The organism is Anaerovibrio lipolyticus LB2005 (assembly GCF_000621545.1).
Lineage (GTDB): Bacteria > Bacillota > Negativicutes > Selenomonadales > Selenomonadaceae > Anaerovibrio > Anaerovibrio lipolyticus_A.
The window spans coordinates 35748-56944 of record NZ_JHYA01000014.1 but is presented as its reverse complement, the minus strand read 5'-3'; the positions used below and the strand labels follow the sequence as shown (position 1 = coordinate 56944).

General features: G+C 43.2%; 18 protein-coding genes. 1 reads left to right on the top strand and 17 read right to left on the bottom strand.

Annotated elements, in window-relative coordinates; genetic code table 11:
• Positions 1-240 precede the first annotated feature (240 nt).
• The 7 genes from T355_RS15055 to T355_RS0110830 all read right to left on the bottom strand — a co-directional run bounded on the left by T355_RS15055 (position 241) and on the right by T355_RS0110830 (position 5564).
• Positions 241-363 (bottom strand): tyrosine-type recombinase/integrase, encoded by a 123-nt coding sequence (locus tag T355_RS15055; protein ID WP_081777672.1) that lies wholly within the window; start codon positions 361-363, stop codon positions 241-243.
• Between the two features lie 71 nt (positions 364-434).
• Positions 435-767, bottom strand: a complete 333-nt coding sequence (locus T355_RS0110855) for a type II toxin-antitoxin system RelE/ParE family toxin (RefSeq protein ID WP_027397778.1) — start codon at positions 765-767, stop codon at positions 435-437.
• 3 nt (positions 768-770) lie between these two features.
• Complete coding sequence (locus tag T355_RS0110850) at positions 771-1064, bottom strand: type II toxin-antitoxin system RelB/DinJ family antitoxin (protein WP_027397777.1); 294 nt, start codon at positions 1062-1064, stop codon at positions 771-773.
• 144 nt (positions 1065-1208) lie between these two features.
• The gene (locus T355_RS14275; protein WP_027397776.1) at positions 1209-3335 is read right to left on the bottom strand and encodes an autotransporter domain-containing protein; all 2127 of its coding nucleotides are present in this window, start codon (positions 3333-3335) and stop codon (positions 1209-1211) included.
• 375 nt (positions 3336-3710) lie between these two features.
• Positions 3711-4520, bottom strand: a complete 810-nt coding sequence (locus T355_RS0110840; RefSeq protein WP_027397775.1) for an ion transporter — start codon at positions 4518-4520, stop codon at positions 3711-3713.
• Positions 4521-4640: 120 nt separating this feature from the next.
• Positions 4641-4841 (bottom strand): hypothetical protein, encoded by a 201-nt coding sequence (locus T355_RS0110835; protein WP_027397086.1) that lies wholly within the window; start codon positions 4839-4841, stop codon positions 4641-4643.
• A 69-nt stretch (positions 4842-4910) separates the two neighbouring features.
• Positions 4911-5564 (bottom strand): lipoprotein, encoded by a 654-nt coding sequence (locus T355_RS0110830; protein WP_027397774.1) that lies wholly within the window; start codon positions 5562-5564, stop codon positions 4911-4913.
• Between the two features lie 441 nt (positions 5565-6005).
• Here T355_RS0110830 and T355_RS14270 point away from each other — a divergent pair, with 441 nt between their 5' ends.
• A complete protein-coding gene (locus T355_RS14270) occupies positions 6006-6944 on the top strand; it encodes a hypothetical protein (protein WP_037330125.1) in 939 nt (312 codons plus the stop codon).
• A 113-nt stretch (positions 6945-7057) separates the two neighbouring features.
• Here T355_RS14270 and T355_RS0110820 read toward each other — a convergent pair whose 3' ends face one another.
• The 10 genes from T355_RS0110820 to pcrA form a co-directional block, all read right to left on the bottom strand.
• Positions 7058-8467: a radical SAM/SPASM domain-containing protein gene (locus T355_RS0110820; RefSeq protein ID WP_037330124.1), complete on the bottom strand. Its 1410-nt coding sequence runs from the start codon at positions 8465-8467 to the stop codon at positions 7058-7060.
• A 192-nt stretch (positions 8468-8659) separates the two neighbouring features.
• Positions 8660-9271 (bottom strand): hypothetical protein, encoded by a 612-nt coding sequence (locus T355_RS0110815; RefSeq protein ID WP_027397772.1) that lies wholly within the window; start codon positions 9269-9271, stop codon positions 8660-8662.
• Between the two features lie 141 nt (positions 9272-9412).
• Positions 9413-11029 (bottom strand): bifunctional metallophosphatase/5'-nucleotidase, encoded by a 1617-nt coding sequence (locus tag T355_RS0110810; protein WP_027397771.1) that lies wholly within the window; start codon positions 11027-11029, stop codon positions 9413-9415.
• Positions 11030-11066: 37 nt separating this feature from the next.
• Positions 11067-12338, bottom strand: a complete 1272-nt coding sequence (locus T355_RS0110805; protein ID WP_027397770.1) for a hypothetical protein — start codon at positions 12336-12338, stop codon at positions 11067-11069.
• Between the two features lie 112 nt (positions 12339-12450).
• Positions 12451-13122, bottom strand: a complete 672-nt coding sequence (locus T355_RS14855) for a TetR/AcrR family transcriptional regulator (protein WP_081777670.1) — start codon at positions 13120-13122, stop codon at positions 12451-12453.
• An 82-nt stretch (positions 13123-13204) separates the two neighbouring features.
• The gene (locus T355_RS0110795; RefSeq protein WP_027397769.1) at positions 13205-13819 is read right to left on the bottom strand and encodes a 4'-phosphopantetheinyl transferase family protein; all 615 of its coding nucleotides are present in this window, start codon (positions 13817-13819) and stop codon (positions 13205-13207) included.
• A gap of 105 nt (positions 13820-13924) precedes the next feature.
• A complete protein-coding gene (locus tag T355_RS0110790; RefSeq protein WP_027397768.1) occupies positions 13925-15610 on the bottom strand; it encodes a methyl-accepting chemotaxis protein in 1686 nt (561 codons plus the stop codon).
• 185 nt (positions 15611-15795) lie between these two features.
• Entirely contained in the window at positions 15796-16719 is a 924-nt protein-coding gene (locus tag T355_RS0110785) for an RluA family pseudouridine synthase (RefSeq protein ID WP_027397767.1), read from the bottom strand.
• A 5-nt stretch (positions 16720-16724) separates the two neighbouring features.
• On the bottom strand, positions 16725-18731 hold the full coding sequence (ligA, locus tag T355_RS0110780) for an NAD-dependent DNA ligase LigA (protein ID WP_027397766.1): 2007 nt from the start codon (positions 18729-18731) through the stop codon (positions 16725-16727).
• A 20-nt stretch (positions 18732-18751) separates the two neighbouring features.
• On the bottom strand, positions 18752-21127 hold the full coding sequence (pcrA, locus tag T355_RS0110775; protein ID WP_027397765.1) for a DNA helicase PcrA: 2376 nt from the start codon (positions 21125-21127) through the stop codon (positions 18752-18754).
• Between the last annotated feature and the right edge of the window lie 70 nt (positions 21128-21197).

The window sequence follows — 21197 nt, the reverse complement described above, 5'->3', positions numbered from 1 at the left end:
ATTTTAGAAAATATCACAAAGATTCCAAACATTCAACGACTTTGCAAAAAGTGGTCGATTTTTGCAAAAAGTGGTCGATTTTTAGACCTTTTGACTTTTCTGTTATAACAATATTGTTATACTTTTGTAGTGGTAAACTAAAAAAATTGCATCAAAAAAGCCGGGTTTAAAGCCCGGCTAGTATGATTTTGAAATCGGCCTTAAAACGCATCTGAGAGCGTCACAATATATACCATCTTTTTAGAGTGTACTAATTCTTTCCACCTCAGTCTTAGCGCCATCAAAATCGACATGGGTATAAACATTTAATGTAACACCGATTTCAGAATGGCCCATCAGATACTGAAGTGTCTTTGGATTCATTCCAGATTTTTATAATTCGCATAATAAAATAGCCAGGGAACCTTAATATCCCCTGGCATATAAAGCAGATATTATTGTAACTTCATTAAATCTAACTGAACAGCTTGGTTACGAGCGACATATACCACGCCTATTACTTGTACAATATCTTTTTCTTCATCTATCCAAAAATATACAAAGAAATTTCTGACAAGCATTTTACGAATTCCCTCACTTCTCCACCTTTTATCCTCAATAAGTTTTATCCGTTCGGGCATAGTGGATAGGCTCTTGATTTCCTCTTTTAATAAAGACAATACATTTTTTGCTGCATCAGGTGCATACAAATCCTCGGAAATATACTTATGTATACTGCGGAGATTATCTTTAGCCTGTCTTGTAATCTTAACTTTATATACTTTCACCAATCAGACCCCCAACTCAGAAAAAACTTCATCCACGTCGGAGGATTCATCCTGCTTGGCCTGCTTTAATCCAGTTTCCATAAATTTATCAAACTGTGCATTTGTCATTTCGTCACGTGCCATTATTTTATTAGGAAGTGTCAGACTAAACGGGATACCATTATGGGCTATAATTTGTCTATAGAACATATCGATTGCCACAGAGCGCGGTATACCAAGATTGGCAAGGATTATTTCTGCCTGTTCTTTTATATCAGCTTTCATTCTTAAATTAACATTTGCTGTTTTTACTGCCATACCAAATCACCTCTTTACACAATAATATACAAAAGTAACGCAATTCGCAATACATTTTATATAAATTAAAAGCGGCCCTCACTGAGAGCAGCTATGAGTGGTAAAAAAAGTGGGACTGCCGAAGCAGCCCCTTCAAATATTATTTTAGAAATTCCAGGTTGCGCCCAATTGAACGCTGCCGCCCCTTTGCTTACCTATCCAACCATTAAGACCAAAGTCAAGCGTCAGCGGTCCATCACCGGGCTTCACCTGCCAGCCAAGCTCAAGCAAGCCACTGCTGCCTTTCATGCTTGGGCTTGGAACGCTGTTGCCATTAAAATGCGCCCTTGCCTCACTGCCAAATTCGTACTGGTAAGCAATGCCACCGTAATAGCTGTTTTTATCGTTGATCTTATGGGTAAAACGTGCGCCTATACGGATGCGGTTGCTATCCACAGCATCAAAGTCACCCGTCTCGTTATTCATTCCTGCAATGTGAATGGTAGTAGTATCCCCACCCTGATGGCTGTAAAAATACTTAAAATAGCCATCCACTGTGTTGTTGTGACCAATATCAAAAACTTTGCCCAGGCCAATATGAGCTGCCAAATAATTTGAGTAGCTGTCATAATTTACATGACCAACACCATTTATATCAGACTTATAGTCAGAATCTACCCGTCCACCACGGAGGCTTCCCTCGTAATAGAAGCCATCGTTATTGACCTGACGCGCCATGATGCCGACTCCATAATAGTGAGCACCGCCCTCACCGTGGGTTCCATCATCAAGATAGCTGTCATAGCCACCGCCACCATATTCCACAATCGGACCAAAGAGCAGCTTTCCTTGAGAGTTGTTTATCTCACGGGCAAACCCCAGATTCAGCCCAAAGCCCTTGGTATCCACATGGGAACCGCTTTCTGCCCGCAATGATGAACCGCCGAAGGCCGCAAAGGGGGTAAAGCCGCCGGCAGCCTTCGCGCCTATTCCCGTACCATTGGCCGCCTTTTCAACAGCAACGGCATTAGCTGCCTGTTGGAAGCCTTGGGAAGCCAGCATATCAGCCCCAGCATTTACAAAGGTTGTGGCAGCTGCTCTTGTTTCTACCAAGGACTTAGCCCGCTCCGAAGCGTTATTTTCTACAACATCCCCTAAGGTGGCGGTAATATCTGTACTGTTTTGCCTAATGTTAAATTCATAAGAAGTATCCACGGTAAGGCTGGTGGCCTTTGGAGGTGTGGTCAGCTTCGTGGTAACAGCCGTACCTTCGAAACCTTTTTCGTTTTTTAGCAACGTTACACTATCTCCCTGTGAGAGCTGCACACCTGTAAGTGCTGCTGCACCGACGGTCACACCATTCAAAGATGTTTTTTGGTCAGTAACTGTAACCATCGTATCACCGGCCACAATATCGGCAGGCATGTAAAAATTCAGATTTTGCACATCACCAATTTCTTCTACAGTAATATTCTTGGCAGCAAAATTAATAGTGTTGCCGGAAGATGTAGGGGCATATCCACCATAAATTCCCCTAAATGTCATGCCACTTTTCAAGATATTGACCGTATTATCAGCAGCAGAGCCGTCAAGAGATTTGCCGCCATAAACACGGTACACAGTACCACCGGAAATATTAACTGTATTCCCGTTAGCAGCTCCATCATTTGTATCACCGCCATAAATCTTCATTACTTCACCACTGGTAAAAGTAACAGTATTATTATTCGCATTACCACTAACCGTACTGCCACCGTATGCCGATACAACCTCTCCGCCTGATATGTTCACCTCATTATTTGATGCACCCGCATTGGCTGCTCCACCAAAAATAGCCTGTATATTCGTACCATTATTGATAAACAGTTTATTTCCGTTGGCCTGACCGTTCATACCTTCAGCGTAGGCAGCATGCAAATCCTTATTCTTAAAATTACCACCATCCACCGTAAGAGTGTAGCCAGATAACGTAATATCAGCAGCATTCGAAAACTTAGCGGCATAATAACTATTGAACTCTGTGTTATCATCGCCACTAATCTTCAGTGATGTATCATTTTTAAGATAATATATAGTAACCGGGCTAGTTGCTTTTTCCAAATCCGCTGTAGCTCCGGCCGGTTCACTGGTAATTACCACTTCCGCCGATGCCATCCCACTGCCCGCTATCCACAGCGATACAGCAAGCGCCAGAGCCATATGTCCCTTTAAACCTTTCCAGCCCCTGCCCTGATTGGCTTTATTGAGGCTGATGTCCCCCCCTAGTGGATATTCATACTTCCTTGTAGTCATTTTCATATCCTCCCTGCTTGTCCATTGTGCCATGAGGCACGTTTTTCTCCTTGTTTTAGAAAATATCACAAATATTCCAAACATTCAACGACTTTGCAAAAAGTGGTCGATTTTTGCAAAAAGTGGTCGTTTTTTAGACCTTTTGACCTTTCTTATATAACAAAAATTGCATAAAAAAAAGCCCCTGCCTATTGATAGACAAGGGGTATTAATACGAAAAACCGCCACGGCTACCAACTGAGACGGCTTTTCTATAAACTGTTTCTTGTTCGGGGCTGACCGTCTATCGGTAGCACCTTTTTCTTAGGTTCATTATACCATTTTTAGTATAATCTTGAAAGTTCCAAACATTTGGAGATAGAATAAGGAAACTTCCTATGCTTTTCTTGCCTTCAGCAGCTCCTCAATCTGCTCAAAATGCTTCCGAATTTCTTTTTCCACCTCATCGGCTTCATATCCTTCAGATTGTGCCTTTGCAGCCTCCTTGGCGGCCTGTTTTTTCTTGGCTGCCTCAGAAATTGTACCTACAGCCTCTACAACTATACCAACCATTACATTCAGCAAGGTAATAGAGGTAAGAAGGATGAACACAAGGAAATAAATCCAGGCGTAAGGCTGAACCTCCATTATAGGTCTGGCCACAGCTGTTGCCCAGGACTCAAAGGTCATAACCTGGAACAACGTAAACATGGAGCCACCAACACCACCAAACAGCTCAGGGAAGTTATCACCATACAGAGCACTGCCAAAAACTGCAAAGATATAAAATATAATAAACAAAAGAACCAATGCCCAGCTCATACTAGGTATGGCCTTTAACATGGCTGAAACCAATATCTGAAGCTCAGGGAATTCTGCCAACGCCTTCAGTAATCTAAATATACGAAATGCCCGGATAATAGATACACTGGAAGAAATAAAGATTATGGAGCTGGCCACAACAACGAAATCAAAAATATTCCAGGCATCTGACCAGAAATTTCTCCGATAAACCAGCAGCTTGGCCACCAGCTCTATTACAAATATCACCAAACAAGCCTTATCCACTGCCTCCAGAAGAAAAATCTGTTCCGCTGTCAATGACCTGTCTGTCAATATACCCAACACAATAGCATTTAATATAATAACAGAAGTAATTATTTTCTGGGTGTGCTTCCATTCAAGTGCTTTCTGTAGTATTTCCATACTAATAGACTCCTCAAGACAAAAGGCGCGACAAACATTCGCGCCTTTATTTTTATATCTTTCGAGCCGGATGACTCACCATCTCTGGTGAACCATCCAACTCAATAAGAAGGGTAAATTTTACTCAACTACCCAAACGTCGCCGTCCTCGTCCACGAGAACATCGCCGGACTCTACAGGCTCATCAACAATAAGCTCAACTTCCTCATCCATTAAAGCGTAGTTAGAAGAAGTTACGTTGCAGTCCAGAGAAGCTGCACTAGCCATCTGAGCACCCAAAGCAAATACCATAGCTGCCAAAATCATACTAAACTTTTTCATAAGTATAATCTCCTCTCAATTTTAAAAAACATTTTTACCCTTTGCATACCATGACAGTACCTTAAAGAATTACAAACCATTTACAAACTTCTTCAGGCCATCAACATCAACTGGAGCCCAATACATCTTGCCATCGTCACCCTTAACGACTTCGCATTTGCACTCATAGGTCTGACCCATCTTGAGTGGGAACTCGTTGATGTAGTTCTCAATGCACTCCAGAGTAGCCTTCTGGAAATCTGGATCCTGCTTAAACTGCTCAACAGTGTAGCCATTAGCCTGCAGGGCACCCAATACAACGCCAAGAGCGAGAATATCCTCATTCGTCTCAGCCAGCTTTGCAGCACCTGCCTGATCAAGAACATTGGCTGTTACCTCTACTACAGGATGCTCAGCATCATCTGTCTTAATCTTGGTCTTAATCTGCATAGCTGCCTTCATCTTGGTGATGTATGTTGCAGTGATATCCTCAACATTTGCATCATTCAGTGGGAACTTAGCAAAAGCCTTCAGCAAATCGCCAATCACTGCCTCCTGAATCTGCTCCTCCTGAGCCTTTGTCATGCCGGTAGCTGCCATGCTATCTGATACGCCATAGGCCATTATCTCAGAATAGCCCAAAACAGCCTTGTCGGCAGTGTCCTTTGGCTTCTCCGTGCCACAGCCCGCGATAGCGAAAATGGCAATCAAAGCCACCAACCCTAACAGCAATTTTTTCATCATCTTGTTTTTCCTCCCTGAATTTAAATACTATTTGCCATCATGGTATTGTCTACTCAGAAGAAGAATATTTCTCCCTACTAGACAATTCAATTTTAAAATAATATTCAGTCAATTTCAACAACTTTGCAAAAAGTGGTCGATTTTTAGACCATTTGACTTTTCTTGTATAACAATAATGTTATACTACGATAGAAAATCATTTTAAAAAGATACCCAAATACAAAAAAGGACTGCCGAAGCGGCCCTTTTTTTACATTTTTCAAGTAAATAACCGTTAACAAAGGATTTACACTGTATATATTGTCCTATTTTTTAACCTTTAGCAGGAAAATTAAAATATATATTGAATACTCTAAATCGTGAGATGATGTTTTAATATTTTAGGGGAAAATGTGTTAGAACATCAAAAGTTATATTTTTATTTTTTGGAGGGGATTAATTATGAAGAAGAAAGCATTAAAAGCAGCAATTTTAGGTCTGGCTCTCAGCGTGTCAGCTACTGCCATGGCCGCCACTGGTATGTCCGGCTTGTCACCATTAGATGGCAGACCTGAGACCAACGCAAAGAAAATGCTGCCTAAAGCCACCTACAAAGTGGAATCTGTACACCAGGTTGAGGGACGCCAGGGTGTAGCTTCTGAGGGTGATTATTTTTGGGTTTCCGGTTCCAAGACTCTTGCAAAATATGACAAGAATTGGAATTTGATCGAGATTAACAAGAATCCTTTTGAGGGATACAGCATTCCATCCAACCATATTGGCGATATTGATGTTTACAACAACGAAATCTATGTAGGCGCTGAGAATTTCATGGATGGTGTTGGCAAGGACATTCAGATTGCAATTCACGATGCTGATACCTTGAAATTAAAGAGAACCTTCTCCTTTGAGCCTTCATCAGGTCAGGAAGAATGCTCTGGTATTTGTGTTAATCCAGATACCCAGACCGTGTGGATGTGTTCTTGGGTAGGTGAAGAATCTGGACGCTATCTCTATGAATATGATTTAAAGACCGGCAAATATCTCCGCAAGGTTCATCTCCAGTGCCCTCCACAGTGGGTACAGGGAATAGCATATTACAATGGTTCTTTCTATCTCACTGCAGATGACGGCACCGCTGATGAGATTGAGCCAGACCATGTATACCGCGTAGATATTCAGCCAGGTGCATCCAATGCCACCGTTGTTCTCGAGAGAACCCTTGACGATGTAACCTTCCAGGGAGAAATCGAGGGTATTACCTTCAACAAGGCAAAGAAGCAGATGCTGGTTCACTACAACCGTGGCTCCCGTATCGTACTGGGCATGGTAAAGGGCTTCTATCCTGGCTATGATAAGGAAATTTCCGAAGTATTCTGCTATGATATTAAGAAAAAATAAACTTTCTTAAAGTCCACATAAGGACTCCACAGCAATAATTAAGGCCTTCTATGATGTATTTAATCCTAGAAGGCCTTTTAGTATTTAAAAAAATGGAATTCATGGTCTTTTTGCTATTTTTTCCCTTTGATATCTTCCATCAATTTTACCAGCTTATCATGCCAGCCTTTTTGGAAGAATTTACATGTATCCTCATCTCTGGCCAGTAAATCCTCACCACCGCCTACAGCTGCAACATGGCCCCGACAGCCACCAGCACAACAGTTACGGTATTTACAGGACTCACAGCCTGGATTATGAGCAAAATACTCCCGTAGACGCATATCAATAAAGTCCATATAATATGAGTCCTTCAACGCAGAGCTAAGGGAAGTAGTTTTTAAATTAGGAAAATGACGGCGTCCGCCCTCCACGCTCCCCATAGGAATGCATGGAACCATATAACCATCAGGGGTTATATACATTTGGCTGCGTGCATGACCGCAAAGGCAGTAATTATCACAGTCCTCATCCTCCAAATTCTTTTTGCACGGAATTATATAGTCATCCTTATCAATATTACTGAAAATGCCTGCCAGCATTATATTGAGAGGTGCTCCATCCTCGTAAAATTGCGGGATATAATCTAAATATACCTGATATTCCTCCTCCATGGTTATGGCCTTATCCGCAATAGCCAAGCCTTCTCCTTCCAGACTCAAGCGATTCACCTTCAGGGTTTGACAGCCAAGTTCCCCAAGGAGCTTTACGCTTTCCCGCAGAGCATTAATATTGCCTTTGTGCAGACAATACTCCGCCCCAGTAGGAAAGCCACGTTCCTTGCACAGCTTAAAGGCATGCTTTACTGCCTTTTCCACTCCCGGGATTCCCCGTAGCCAGTCATGGCAGTCAATGCCGTCAAAGCTCATATTAAATTCTGGCTTTATTCCCCGGCGCTCAAATTCATCAAGTGTATGTTCATTTACAAGCAATCCATTTGACATAACGGTGGTAATAAGGATATCTGCATCCAGAAGTGCGTCAACAATTTTAAAGAAGTCGCGACGCAACAGGGCCTCGCCTCCGGTCAGGGAAACTACACGCACGCCAGCCGCCTCCATTTGCCGAACAATGTCCAGACAATCCTCAAGGGAAGGCTCGTCATCCATGCTTGTTTTTGAAGTAGTACGCGTCGGCGCGGACATATAGCAGTGACGGCAGCGACAATTACAATTTCCCGTAATGGACCAATGAATGGAGTAAAGAAAGCGATTAGGATATGCACGGTATTTTTGCTCCTCAGAAAGAGGTACCGGTATATCAGTTTCTTCCAAAATGCCTTCCTCAGATAGCTCCTTAAGATACTTCTTTTCTGTTGGTGAAAAAAGAGGACTATTTGCAGGTATGGAGCTGCAGGCCTTTTGTAATGCCCGATAAACATCCGTGGGCATAAAGCTGACTGCTTCTGAAAGATGTCTCACAATACCCGTAGGTAGCAGTTCCCAGCCCCTTAATCGCAAATCTTCTTTCAGCTTATAATACACACGAACCAACTCCCCTCAGTTTTATCTATACAAGAGTTAATTTCTACAAATAATACCAATATCCTGCAAATTCTCTTGGCAATTCATAGGTCAGCAGCTCTACAGCAACTAAGGCCCCCTACGATTAACACATAATCATAGAAGGCCTTTTAATAGCTTCAAAAAGCAACTTTTAAGTTTTTACTCAGCAGCTCAGCTCTGCTTGTCCTTATATATTGGAGCCCAATCTCTTCCGAGATCTCTGTAGCCAAACCATTTGGTGGAATTATCCCAGAAGAACTGATAGCGTGCAGAGCTAGGATATGGGCGGTATACCTGGTCAAAGGCCAATACCAGCTTTCCATCTCTCAACACTACGATAGTAGGCCGTGCGCCTGTTTCATGAGCGTAGTTCAAGCTGTCAATATAGGTCATCATGGTTTTCTTTTCTGGGGAATAACCGTACATATAAGCACGTTCCATGGACTCAATTACAAAGTATAATTCGCTGTTGCTGGTATTTTTGATTACACGGAAGGTGTATCCATTCTCTACCTGTGGGTAATAGTTATCAGATATTCTCTTATCATCCAACCAGGTGATTACATGCATTTTCTTGTCACTGCTGGAATTCCATAGCTTTCTCATCTGGATCTTCAGGGTACCATAAGGAGTATTGAAGTTTTCGTTAACAGCCTCATCTTCTCCCAAATTCTCGGAGAAATTGTACGCTTCGTAAACCATCTGATAGGTTTCCGCAGCAAAGCACATGGACGCACATGCCATAACCAGCATACCAACTAAAACGGCAAATAATTTTCTCATCTTGTTTCCTCCCTCTTTACAACAAAATACATTTTGGATAATCAACCAATAAGCATCGAAATCCAGCTTCGATGTATTTCTACAAAAAAAGGAGTAATTCCTTCTTTTTTGTTGAAATTTATGAAGTCATCCACAGATAAATCATGAAATTATTTTGATTCGTCCCTGTACTTTGCTGTACTCAGGGGTAATCTTCCCATGAAGTCTGTCTGTAATGTATTTCTGCAGACATTCACTGTCCCAAAGGCCAAGATTTTCAGCTGAAATAATTGCATCTTTAGCTGTTAGTCCGGTGTAGCTGTCACCGCCTGCTTTAATGAAGTTGTTTACAACTATTCTGTATTCGGCATCAGGATCAAAGGCTTTTCCTCCTACAGAATTTATAGTAACACGACTTCCGGGAGCTGCCGGAGCATAATACATGGAACGAGGATACTGAGGTCCCTTCTGATAAGGAACCGTTAAATTCAAGGTATATTCAATACCGGAAACCTGTGGGAAGCCACCCATTTCATCAGGAGTGCACTGGGTTGAAGCCTCAATAATCTCCAAAAGCTTGGAGCCTTTTATGGTAAGAACCCACATATCATTATCGAATGGGAATACAGACTGAATATCCTTAACCTTGATTTTTCCGGCATTGAAGCCGGTTCTGATGGCTCCACCATTTACAATACAGCCATCAGCCTTTTTATCCTGGCCCAAAATCTGATTTGACTGCCATAATATTGCATCTGAGCAGAAATCCCCCATGGCCATTTCCTGATTTCTCAGCCCCGGCATAAACTCTCCACTCATATCATTAACTGCGTCTCCAACAGTAGTGGACAAATGTAAATCAACATTATAGGAGGCATTGTTCACTAGCTTCTCCACATTTCTGTCAGCCTTTGTGTATTCCCCAAGGGAAATCATCTTTTCAGTCCATTTGCCGTCCTCGTACACTATACAGCCCAAATGCTCGGTAAAACTACCGGTTTCCACTTGTAATGCATTGCCAACAATATTATTTTTCACTAAGTGATCGTGACCATCAATAAAAATATCAATGCCATTTACATTTGCAATAACGTCCTCGGAACGGCTGCCCATGCAGCTGTCTTTACTGCCCAAATGCCCCAACGCAATAATGAGATCGCATTTTTCGGCAATCATTTTGCTAACATACATCTGGGTGCTGGCCATAAGCACCTTTCCTTCAAGAAAGTTCAAGGTGGCGACATTTTCAGGAAGGGCACTGGTCTTTGTTTCCGGAGTGGTTAAACCAATAATACCGATTTTGCCATACTCCTTTTCCAGAATAGTATAAGGCTTCACAAAGGTATTTTCGGTATTGTTGTCGATAATATTGGATGAAATAAACGGAAATTTAGCTTCCTTCATGCGTTCTTCCAATACACCAAGGCCGTAATCGAATTCATGGTTACCAATAGTTGCAGCATCATAGCCTATGGCATTCATAAAATTAATGCAGGATTTGCCCTTGTCATATTTTGCCAGGGCATTCCCCTGAATAATGTCCCCAGCATCCAGCATAATAACATTATAGCCCTTGGACTCCATATCCTTCTTGATCTGGGCAATTATAGGCATACCTATATGCTTGTCGTCTCCCTTGACAAAGCCATGGGTATCATTAGTGTGCAGTATCATTACCTTGCTAAAATCGGCCGCAAATACCGTCTGGCAAAGTAATAAAAATACTACCAGAAACGAGTACAAGGAACGCTTAAAAAAGTTGTAGCCCTTTTGATTCATTGTTTTTCATCCCCCTAAGAAAATAAAATGACTTAATTTATACTGCTATCTTGGCTTCTCCAACCACTTCGCCCTTGGCATTTCTTATGGTTCCGTCACGGTGGTAGGTTCTTATGATTTTATCCTCTCTGGTTACCAGCACTGTGTCCCCATCAGAATTTTGCTTAAATCTTCCCATTAACTGGCCATCACTGTCTACGATGGTACCTGAAGCCTTGGTAAAGATAAGCTCATTGCCGTCCTCCAGAAGAATACGGTCCGTATCTGTGGACTCATCATAAATTATTTCGGAGATATCCTCTCCTTTTTCATTCTTTATAGTAGTATGGTTGTCATCATCATCCCTAATGGTCTGAATGCCACCATTAAAGAGTGTCTGAAAGCCAGCTTTGCCTTCATATTTTTCAGCACCAACATATATTCCCCGCACCGCAAGGGTTGCCATCGAGGATTCAATAGCCGGTGAAAGAGCCGCTGCATTTTCCACAAACCAGCTTCCCATATCCACATTGGCCACATCCATAATCGTAGTTACCTGACTTGGCATTTCTACAGTTGGTACATGAACAGTATTATTCACTCCATCGATTCCTGCAATGCCATCGGTGCCGTCTGCCAGGGAACCGGAGAACAATGTATCTCCTCCAAGGTCAATTTTAAGGAATGGTAATACCATGGCCATAACCACCAACGGGGTTAAGCCGATTACATAGAAGGCCCTGTCTGTAGTATAACCGTGCTTATACAGCCAGCCCAGAAGCCTGTGGAAGAAAAATGCCAAAAACAGAGGCAAAATATATGAGCCCACATGGAGAGCTTCCTTGATAAAGCCAGTGGTGGCGTTGACAGCATCCACTCCCTGCTGGCCAAAGGTTTCCACAGCAGTTTCGCCACCAGCATTAAAGAAATCCACAACTCTAAGGGTAGCCTGAACCACTACAGTTTCATAAAAGAAGGAATTAAAGACCACAACCAGCAGATATATTCCATAGGCGTACAGGCCAACGCTTAAGGCCCGCCAATTATCTATGACAAAGCTGATACGCATAAGGAAAAATATCAATGCCAGACAGGCCACAGCAAAGCCTAATGGTGGGAATATGGCCGTCAGTATAAAGACCGCCAGCATAATTAGTATTGATTTCTTCAGCACATTCATGGCTGTCATGGTAAAAAACACAAAGCTCAGAACCAATCCTAAAAGGGCTGAATTAGTATCCAGAGTAAAGCCCAAGGAAAGCCACCATATCAGCAAAAACAGGTAATGCTTTAGTGTAAATATCCCCTTACCGTCTCCGCTATTTTCCATGTCAGTTCACCCCACCTTTAATTTGTTTTAAAAAAATTTCCCAAATACAATTATAACGCAGCTACTCATAATTTTCCCATAAAAAAGAAAATAGAATAACTGCGTTATGTTTTTACGCAAATATAAACTGCCAAGCTTTATGAAGATGTTTTCTTAAGAACTCCAAACCCTCTTTTTCATATTCAGGGTCACAATAGCATCTATTAAGTACGTTAGTGGCTGGGAAGGTAAGAACCTTGGCAACGTAATCAACATCAATGTCTGCATCCGGCTTTCTCAGCTTAACCAGACGCTCCACCAGATTGAGGGTATGCTTCTCAGGCAGCTCATAGCACTTTTCAATGTACATGAGACGAGCCCGTTCATTGCGGAACTGCTCAATAGTCAGCAGCTTTTTAATGCTCTTCAAAATTTCATCATGCAGAACATTTTCTACGAACGGCATTAAATAATTGACAAAGCTATCCTCATCCATTTGTTCAATATCAATGTCATCCAGATCTGCCACAGACAGGCTATGTTCCTCATAGAGCTCCACTACCCAATCACTGATAGCCTCTACAATTTCCTTTTTGCCGGTGAAATGCTTGTACAATGAAGGCGGAGTTACCTTCACAGCAGCTGCAATCATTTCAACCCCAACAGCCTCATATCCATACTCTGAAAATAATCTAAGTGACTCCTTTAATATTCTTTGTTTAGTATCTGTGCGTCTTATGATAATCAAACCCCTTCTGTAATAACCATAAAAACAAAACTTACTTATCCAGATTCCTCTTTTCATTATAATTAGAAAAGTAAAGTTTTACAAGCTAAAGTGTTATTTTTCTTTATAAAAGCTAATAGTATTTAATAATACGTTAATTTTATTTCGTCAAATCAACGATGATTATATTTTCGGAAGGTATTTTTATTCTACAACATACATTATATTTATAATTGTCATCCAATTCCGGATGAGAAAAAATAAAACCAGGAATAACAGAGGCACTTCCATAGAAAAGGCTTTCCATATCAGCTTGGGTTGCCTTGGCATAGCTTTCCAGCCTGGTCCACTTATCTGCCGTCATATTATATTCATCCAGATACTCTGCCAGCTCTTTTGTATTTTCCTCCACATCACAGCCGATTTCCGCACCAATAGGGCCATCAGCTATGGCAATGGCACACATAGCCCTGTCTCCGGAATAGGCGAGACTGAAGCCCAGTTCAGGATGCTTGGAATAAAATGGCTTACCGTTATTATTAAATTGCAGCTCCAGCTCCTGCTCTTTGTAGCCGGCCTCCTTTAAGGCCCTGGATAAAAGCACCCCTGCCGCCAAAACTGCCTGTTTGTCACGCTGGTCCTCTGTTTTATCTATTTTTTCTCTCCTATATTCATTGGCATTATCATAAAACTGCTGAAACAGCCCCTTGTCCTGGAGCTTGGAGCTGTCAGTAATATATACCTTTACATTTATATTATGAACCATATCTGTCATGAAAATTTCCCCCTAAAAAATCTCCTGAAGGACTCTTGAGCGAATCCATCAGGAGATTTTATTTTGAATTATCTTTTTTACCAGTTTATGAACCTTGGCAGCAGATTAAAGCTTAAACTTGGTTACATAATTCTGGAGAGACTGGGACAGCTCTGCCAAGGATGTACTTGCTCTGGCAATTTCATCCATCATGGCTGCCTGCTCTTCAGTGGAAGCACTTACGCCCTGAGCCTCATTTGCGGAACGATTACCCAACTGAAGCACATTATCCATGATATCTCTGATATCGTTGCAAACGATACCAGTCTTTTCGATGGCCTTCAGGGATACATCGATCTGGGTATTCATGTTGGTAATAAGCTCGGAAATCTGATCAAAAGCAGCTCCTGCTTCAGAAACAATCTTCGTACCTTCCTGTACGCCCTCATTGTTTTCCTTCATGGCCTGAACAGCCTTAATGGTATCAGACTGGATAGTAGTAATCATGTCGGAAATACTCTTGGCAGCAATCTCAGACTGCTCTGCCAGCTTTCTTACTTCCTCAGCTACTACAGCAAAGCCACGACCAGCTTCACCAGCACGGGCTGCCTCTATAGCAGCATTAAGAGCCAACAAATTGGTCTGACTGGCAATATTGGAAATTGTCTCAATAACCTGAACGATGCTGGCGGAACGCTCACCAAGGGCTTCCACGATAACGGAGGAAGCATCTATCTGCTTGGACATATTGTGCATAGTCTCAATGGCCTTACGAACAGTAACCTGACCATTGGCAACACCCTTAAGACTGTCATTGGCAGCTTCCTTCATATCGTTGGAATAATTTGTAAGGTCAGTCATGTCATTATTCATGTTGCTAACCTTATCATGAGTATTTTCCAGCTCTCTTACCTGATCCTGGTTATTTTCAGCCATCTTTACTGCGCTATTGGCAACCACACGGATACTTTCACCTGTCTGATTTGCAGTAGCTGTAAGCTCCTGGCTGGCTGCGGCTACCTGCTCTGCTGAGTGGGCAATGTTGGACATCAATGTTCTGATAGCATTCTTCATGCTGTTGGTATCATGAGCCAACAGAGCAATTTCGTCACTACCTTCAATATGGAGATCCGGAATACTGAGGTCTCCATTTGCCACATGCTCCAGAGCACTCTGAACCGACTTAAGAGGACTTAAGGTATGACGAACAGCAAAGGTGACAACTACGCCCATAATTAGGATAAGAATAACAGTAGCAATAGCCATACTTGTCATAAAAGCGTTGGCCATTACATCAAGGTCTGTGGCTGGTACACCTACAAACAGCATACCAATAATATTATTGCTGGAATCTTTAACTGGCTGATAGCATACGTAATAATCTTTGCCTACTACTTGTGTTACCATGTTTACGGTTTCACCCTTATTAAGAACTCTATCAGCTACCTCCGCAGAACACTTGGTGCCGGTGGCACGGGAGCCGTCTTCTTTCTTAACTGTAGTGGATACACGGGTATCACCTTGGAAGATGGTAATGGCATCACCTGTTTGTTCGCTCAAACGGTCAATATTGTCCGTCTTGCCATTTATAAGGGCATCACCCTTGTACAGCTGACCGTTTTTAATACTCCAGGAGCCATCATACTTGCCGTCCATAACTTCACGCAAGTAAAAGCCATCATTTAATGCCTTGTTTGTCAGAGCTTTATCGAATCCCGATATAGCATTCCGATATCCTAGAAATGCCGTCACCAGACAAACAGCGATAACACAGATACTAAAAAACAAAATAGCCTTTTTTTGCATATTCATTTTTTAAACACCCCTTTATACTTATAATTCCCCCTCGGCTTATGTCCAAGTTTTTAACCACAAAACAGCTATCACTGTCCTAATTATGAGTTAATATTTCTACACGATAACTTATTATCCTTCTTTTTTTGAAAAAAAATTAATTTTTCGCCATAAATTATCTGCAGTAAATAAAATTACGTCCTTCATTTCCAAAAAGCTTTTAGCTTATCAATACACTCCTGCATATCCAGAGGCATAGGGGCGGTGACCTCCACCATTTGTCCTGTAACGGGATGCTGAAATTGAATAGCAGAGGCATGAAGGGCCAGACGATTAATCAATCTTGAAGGAGTGCCATACATCTTGTCCCCCAATACCGGGTGTCCTGCAAAGTCCATGTGGACCCTTATCTGGTGGGTACGTCCAGTTTCCAGCCACAGCTCCAAAAGGGTATTGGGGCCGATTTCCTCCACCAGTTTAAAATGGGTTACCGCTGGCTGCCCCTTATCATCAGCCCTACGGCGATTTGACATACCGGGAACCTTGCCAATACTCTTTTCAATACGACCATCGGGATATTCCTCCAAGATGCCTTTACCAGTTACTATGGCATTATATATGCGGTGCATAGTATTGGACTTAAGCTGCGCCTCCAGCTTGGTCTGATATTCAGGCTTCTTGGCAAAAAGTACACAGCCGGTGGTATCACGGTCAAGACGATGCAAAGGACGAATGGTAATGGTCTGGCCCTTTTCCTGGAAATATCCCGCCAGAAAATTGGCCAAAGTGAAGCTGTCCGTCTGCCCTGTTGGGTGAACCAGCATATTGGCAGGCTTGTTCAGCACAATTACAGCATCGTCCTCGTAAAGAACATCCACTGGTCCAATCTGTGGCTTTACCCCAAAGGTATCATCGGCAAACAGGCGGATAGCAACCATATCGCCACCCTTAATACGCTGCTTTGAATGAACAGGGCGTCCATTTACAAATACATTCTTGGAACGAAATAGACGCTGGCGATTGCGTGAGGATACCTTCATTACTGATTTTAAATAATCCTCCACAGCCATATCGCCATATTTATCCGCCACAATATATTTTTTTAATGAATTTTGATTTTTCTTCATACAAGCTACTGTCCTATCATTTTTAGGAATTCAGCCTCATCAATTACGGGAATGCCAAGCTCCTGGGCCTTGGTCAGCTTACTTCCGGCAGCATCACCAGCCAAAACATAGTCTGTTTTCTTGGAAACACTGCCCGCCGCCTTGCCGCCGTTGGCTTCAATAAGTGACTTGGCATCATTTCGGCTAAGGGTTGGCAGGGTACCAGTTACCACCACTGTTTTGCCAGCCAAAATATCACTGACTATACCCGTATCCTCCAGCACCATATTAACCCCCTGTGCCTTCAGACGATTAATAACATCAATATTTACCTTATCCCTAAAGTAATCATAAATTGCTCTGGAGCTGATTTCGCCAATATCACGAACCTCCATTATTGCCTCAAGATCAGCCTCTGCCAACGCATCAATACTGCCAAAGTGCAGTATAAGCTCCCTTGCCGCCGCCTTGCCGATACCGGAAATGCCAAAGCCTGTCAAAAGTCGCTGAGGCTCGTTATTCTTGGATTCTTCGATAACTGCCAGCACCTTGTCCGTGTTCTTTTCCTTACCGATAATCCCCTTTTCAATCAGCTCATCACGATGATTTTTCAGCACGAAAATATCGGCAATATCCTTTATATAGCCAGCTTCAATGAGGGCCTTGATATTCTGCTCACCTATTCCCTTGATGTTCATGGCATCACGGCTGACAAAATTAATGATATGATTTTCCAGCTGGGCTGGGCAGGATGGGTTAATACACTTGATGTCAGAGGTATTTTCCTCTCTGATGGCTTTGGCACCACATGCAGGACATATATTGCCAATGGTAAATCTCACAGCCCCGGAAGGACGCTTTTCCTTAACCACACTGCGAACCTTTGGGATTATTTCCCCTGATTTGAATACCCGAATGGTATCACCAATACATATATCCAGATCGTCAATGTAGTCCTGATTATGGAGAGTAGCCCGCTCCACCTTTGTACCGCAAAGCTGCACCGGCTCAAAGATGGCTGTTGGTGTAATGCGACCAGTACGCCCTACAGACAGCTCTATATTCTTTAAAATGGTTTCCTTTTCCTCTGGAGGGTATTTATAGGCTACAGCCCAACGAGGTACCTTGGAGGTGGCTCCCAGCTGTTCTCTCTGGGCCAGACTGTTCAGCTTTACTACAGCACCGTCGATGTCGTATTCCAGCTCACCACGGGATTCACCTATGGCATCAATGGCCGCCAACACTTCCTCAGCCGTATGGCAAACACGATAGTTGTGAATTACCTTGATGCCCTGTTTTTTCATAAATTCATATGCCTCAGTATGGGTGCTAAACTCAATGCCTTCAGCAGTCTGGAGATTGAAAACGAACATGGAGAGGTTGCGCTCCTTGGTAATACGGCTGTCAAGCTGTCTAAGGGTTCCCGCTGCACAGTTGCGAGGGTTTGCAAAGGTTTTCATCCCCAGCAGCTCCTGACGTTCGTTCACCCGTTCAAAGGCCTCACGGCTCATATACACTTCGCCACGAACTTCAAAATATGGCACCTGTTCCTTCAGCTTCTGCTTAATATCCTTAATAACTCTGGCATTTTCTGTAACATCCTCGCCCTGCACAACACCATCGCCACGGGTTATGGCCTGGGTCAGCTCACCATCACGGTAGCGAAGGGCCAGAGAAAGACCATCAATTTTTTCCTCTACCACAAACTCCGGGTTATCCAGCTGCTCCTGCAGAGAAGTCACAAAATCAGTGACCTCCTCCTTGGAAAAAACATCCTGCAAGGACAGCATCGGCACATCATGAGCCACCAAAACACCGGCCTCACGCTTGGCTACACCACCCACCATCTGAGTCGGTGATGTTTTGGTAATGAGCTCTGGATACTCAGCCTCCAGCTTTTTCAGCTTCAGCATAAGCTGGTCAAACTCGTAGTCGGAAATCTCCGGAGCATCATTGTTGTAGTACAGATTACTATGATATTTTATTTCTTTTCTGAGAGCCGCCAGCTCTTTTTTAATCTCTTTAATGTCCATGTTAAGCCTTCTTTGAATAATTATGCTTTCTTAATAGGGGCATATTTAAGTACCAGCCTCTTTACTCCCTTATTTGGAAATGCTATCTGAAGCTCGGCATTTTCCCCACTGCCAATAACCGAAATAACTGTTCCTGTACCAAATACACCATGTACTACCTTGTCCCCGGCCTTCCACTCAATGCTGGTATCCGGCTTTATACGGCCAGATGGTTTGTTAGTGGTTGCTGTAGCAGAATTACTGGTATTGGTTACAATTCTGGCAGGTCCAGTGGTACCACGAACGGTTTTAAGGGCATCCATGGCAGACATGGACTGACCCTGATGGCCCGTATTGCTACTGCCTTGGGAGAACCGTGGCATATATGAGTTTCCCTGTCCTCTGTTATTTCCATAGGCACCGAAGCTGTTTCCAAAGCTGCTGCCGCCAAAGCTTCTATGGCATCTGGCAGAAAGCTCCTCCTTGTACTGAGGTGGAATTTCCTCCAAGAAGCGGGATGGATCATAAACTCTGGTCTGACCATAAATAGTACGCATTGAGGCGTAGGTTAAAAACAGCTTCCGCTCTGCGCGGGTTATGCCCACGTAGCAGGTGCGACGCTCCTCCTCCAGCTCCTCCGGGCTGTCCAGGGTTCTGGAATGAGGGAACATTCCTTCCTCCATTCCAGCAATAAATACCACCGGGAACTCCAGCCCCTTAGCCGCATGAAGGGTCATCATAGTAACCCTATCTGTGGCCTCAACGGTCTTATCGAGATCAGTAATCAAGGAAATATGCTCCAGGAAATTAAAGAGGCTGGTTTCTGTTTCCGTCTTTTCAAAATCCTTGGCCACACCCACAAATTCACGGACATTTTCTATGCGGGAGGTATTGTCCTCTCCCTTCTTCTTATCCGCTTTCAGAGCCTCGATATAACCTGTTTGGTCGATAATTTCCTCCATAAGCTGGGAAACTGACATACTTTCCTGCTTGTTCATCAGGTCCAGCAAAAGCATGGAGAAGGCCCCTAACGGATTCTTGGTCCTGGCAGTCAGACCAGGAATTTCATTTAGGGTATCCGGGTTGGCAATTATCTCGAAGAGAGAAATTTTCTTTTCGTTGGCATAAGCCAGCAATTTATTAATGGAGGTATCACCGATACCACGACGAGGCACATTGATAATACGCTGAAGGCTGACAGAATCAAATGGATTGGATAATACACGCATATAAGCGATAATATCCTTGATTTCCATGCGCTCATAGAACTTTAAGCCGCCTACCATGGTATATGGCATCCCCTGACGCATAAAGGCTTCCTCCAGCACTCGGGACTGGGCATTGGTTCTGTACAGCACTGCCATATCTCCATAAGGGGTGTTGAAAATGGTATTCTGCTTTACGATGTTGTCCAGAATAAATCTGGCCTCGTCACGCTCATCAGAGGCCAAATATGTGGTGATGGGGTCGCCCTCGGTGTTATCAGTCCACAGCACCTTTTTCTTTCTGTTCGGGTTATGCTCGATAACCGCATTGGCTGCCGCCAGTATTTTCTTTGTGGAACGGTAATTCTGTTCCAACATAATGGTGCGTGCCTCAGGATAATCGCTTTCAAAGTTCAGAATGTTGCGCATATCAGCACCACGCCATCCATAAATTGACTGATCCGCATCACCTACAACGCAGAGGTTGTGATGTCCACCGGCCAGCAGCTTGGTCAGCTCATACTGGGCCCCATTGGTATCCTGATACTCGTCCACCATAATGTATCTGAAACGGCGCTGATAACGGGTTCTGATTTCCTCATTTTCCTCCAGTACGGATACAGCTACCAAAAGCAGGTCATCAAAATCAAGAGCATTATTTGAACGTAGCTTGCTCTGATAAAGGGTATAAACCTCGGACACCTTCTGGTCGTAGAATGTACCATTAGTGCGAACGTGCTGGGCAAAAGCCACTGGCCCCATCATCTGATTTTTGGCATTGGAAATAGCCCCCAGTACAGCTCCTGGGGAATACTGCTTGTCATCAAGATTCAGCTCTTTAAGACACTTTTTAACCATAGACTGGGTATCGCTGGCATCATATATAACAAAATTTTTCTGGTATACTCCCGTAGCCTCTATCTCACGGCGTAAAATACGGGCGCAGAAGCTATGGAATGTGCTGAGCCAAATATCCTTTGAACCAACACCAATCATACGGTCAACACGCTCACGCATTTCAGCTGCTGCCTTGTTGGTAAAGGTAATGGCCAAAATGCTGTATGGAGATACTCCATGGGCTAAAAGATTTGCAATACGATGGGTCAGAACTCTGGTTTTTCCGGAGCCTGCTCCCGCCATTATCAAAAGTGGTCCTTCAAGGCACTCCACCGCTTCCCTTTGGGCGGGATTTAATCCACTGAATATATCCAAGGTTATCCTCCTAATTGTTATTCAAAAAGAAATAACCCCTTCAGGGCCTATTTAGGCAATAGAGCCATGC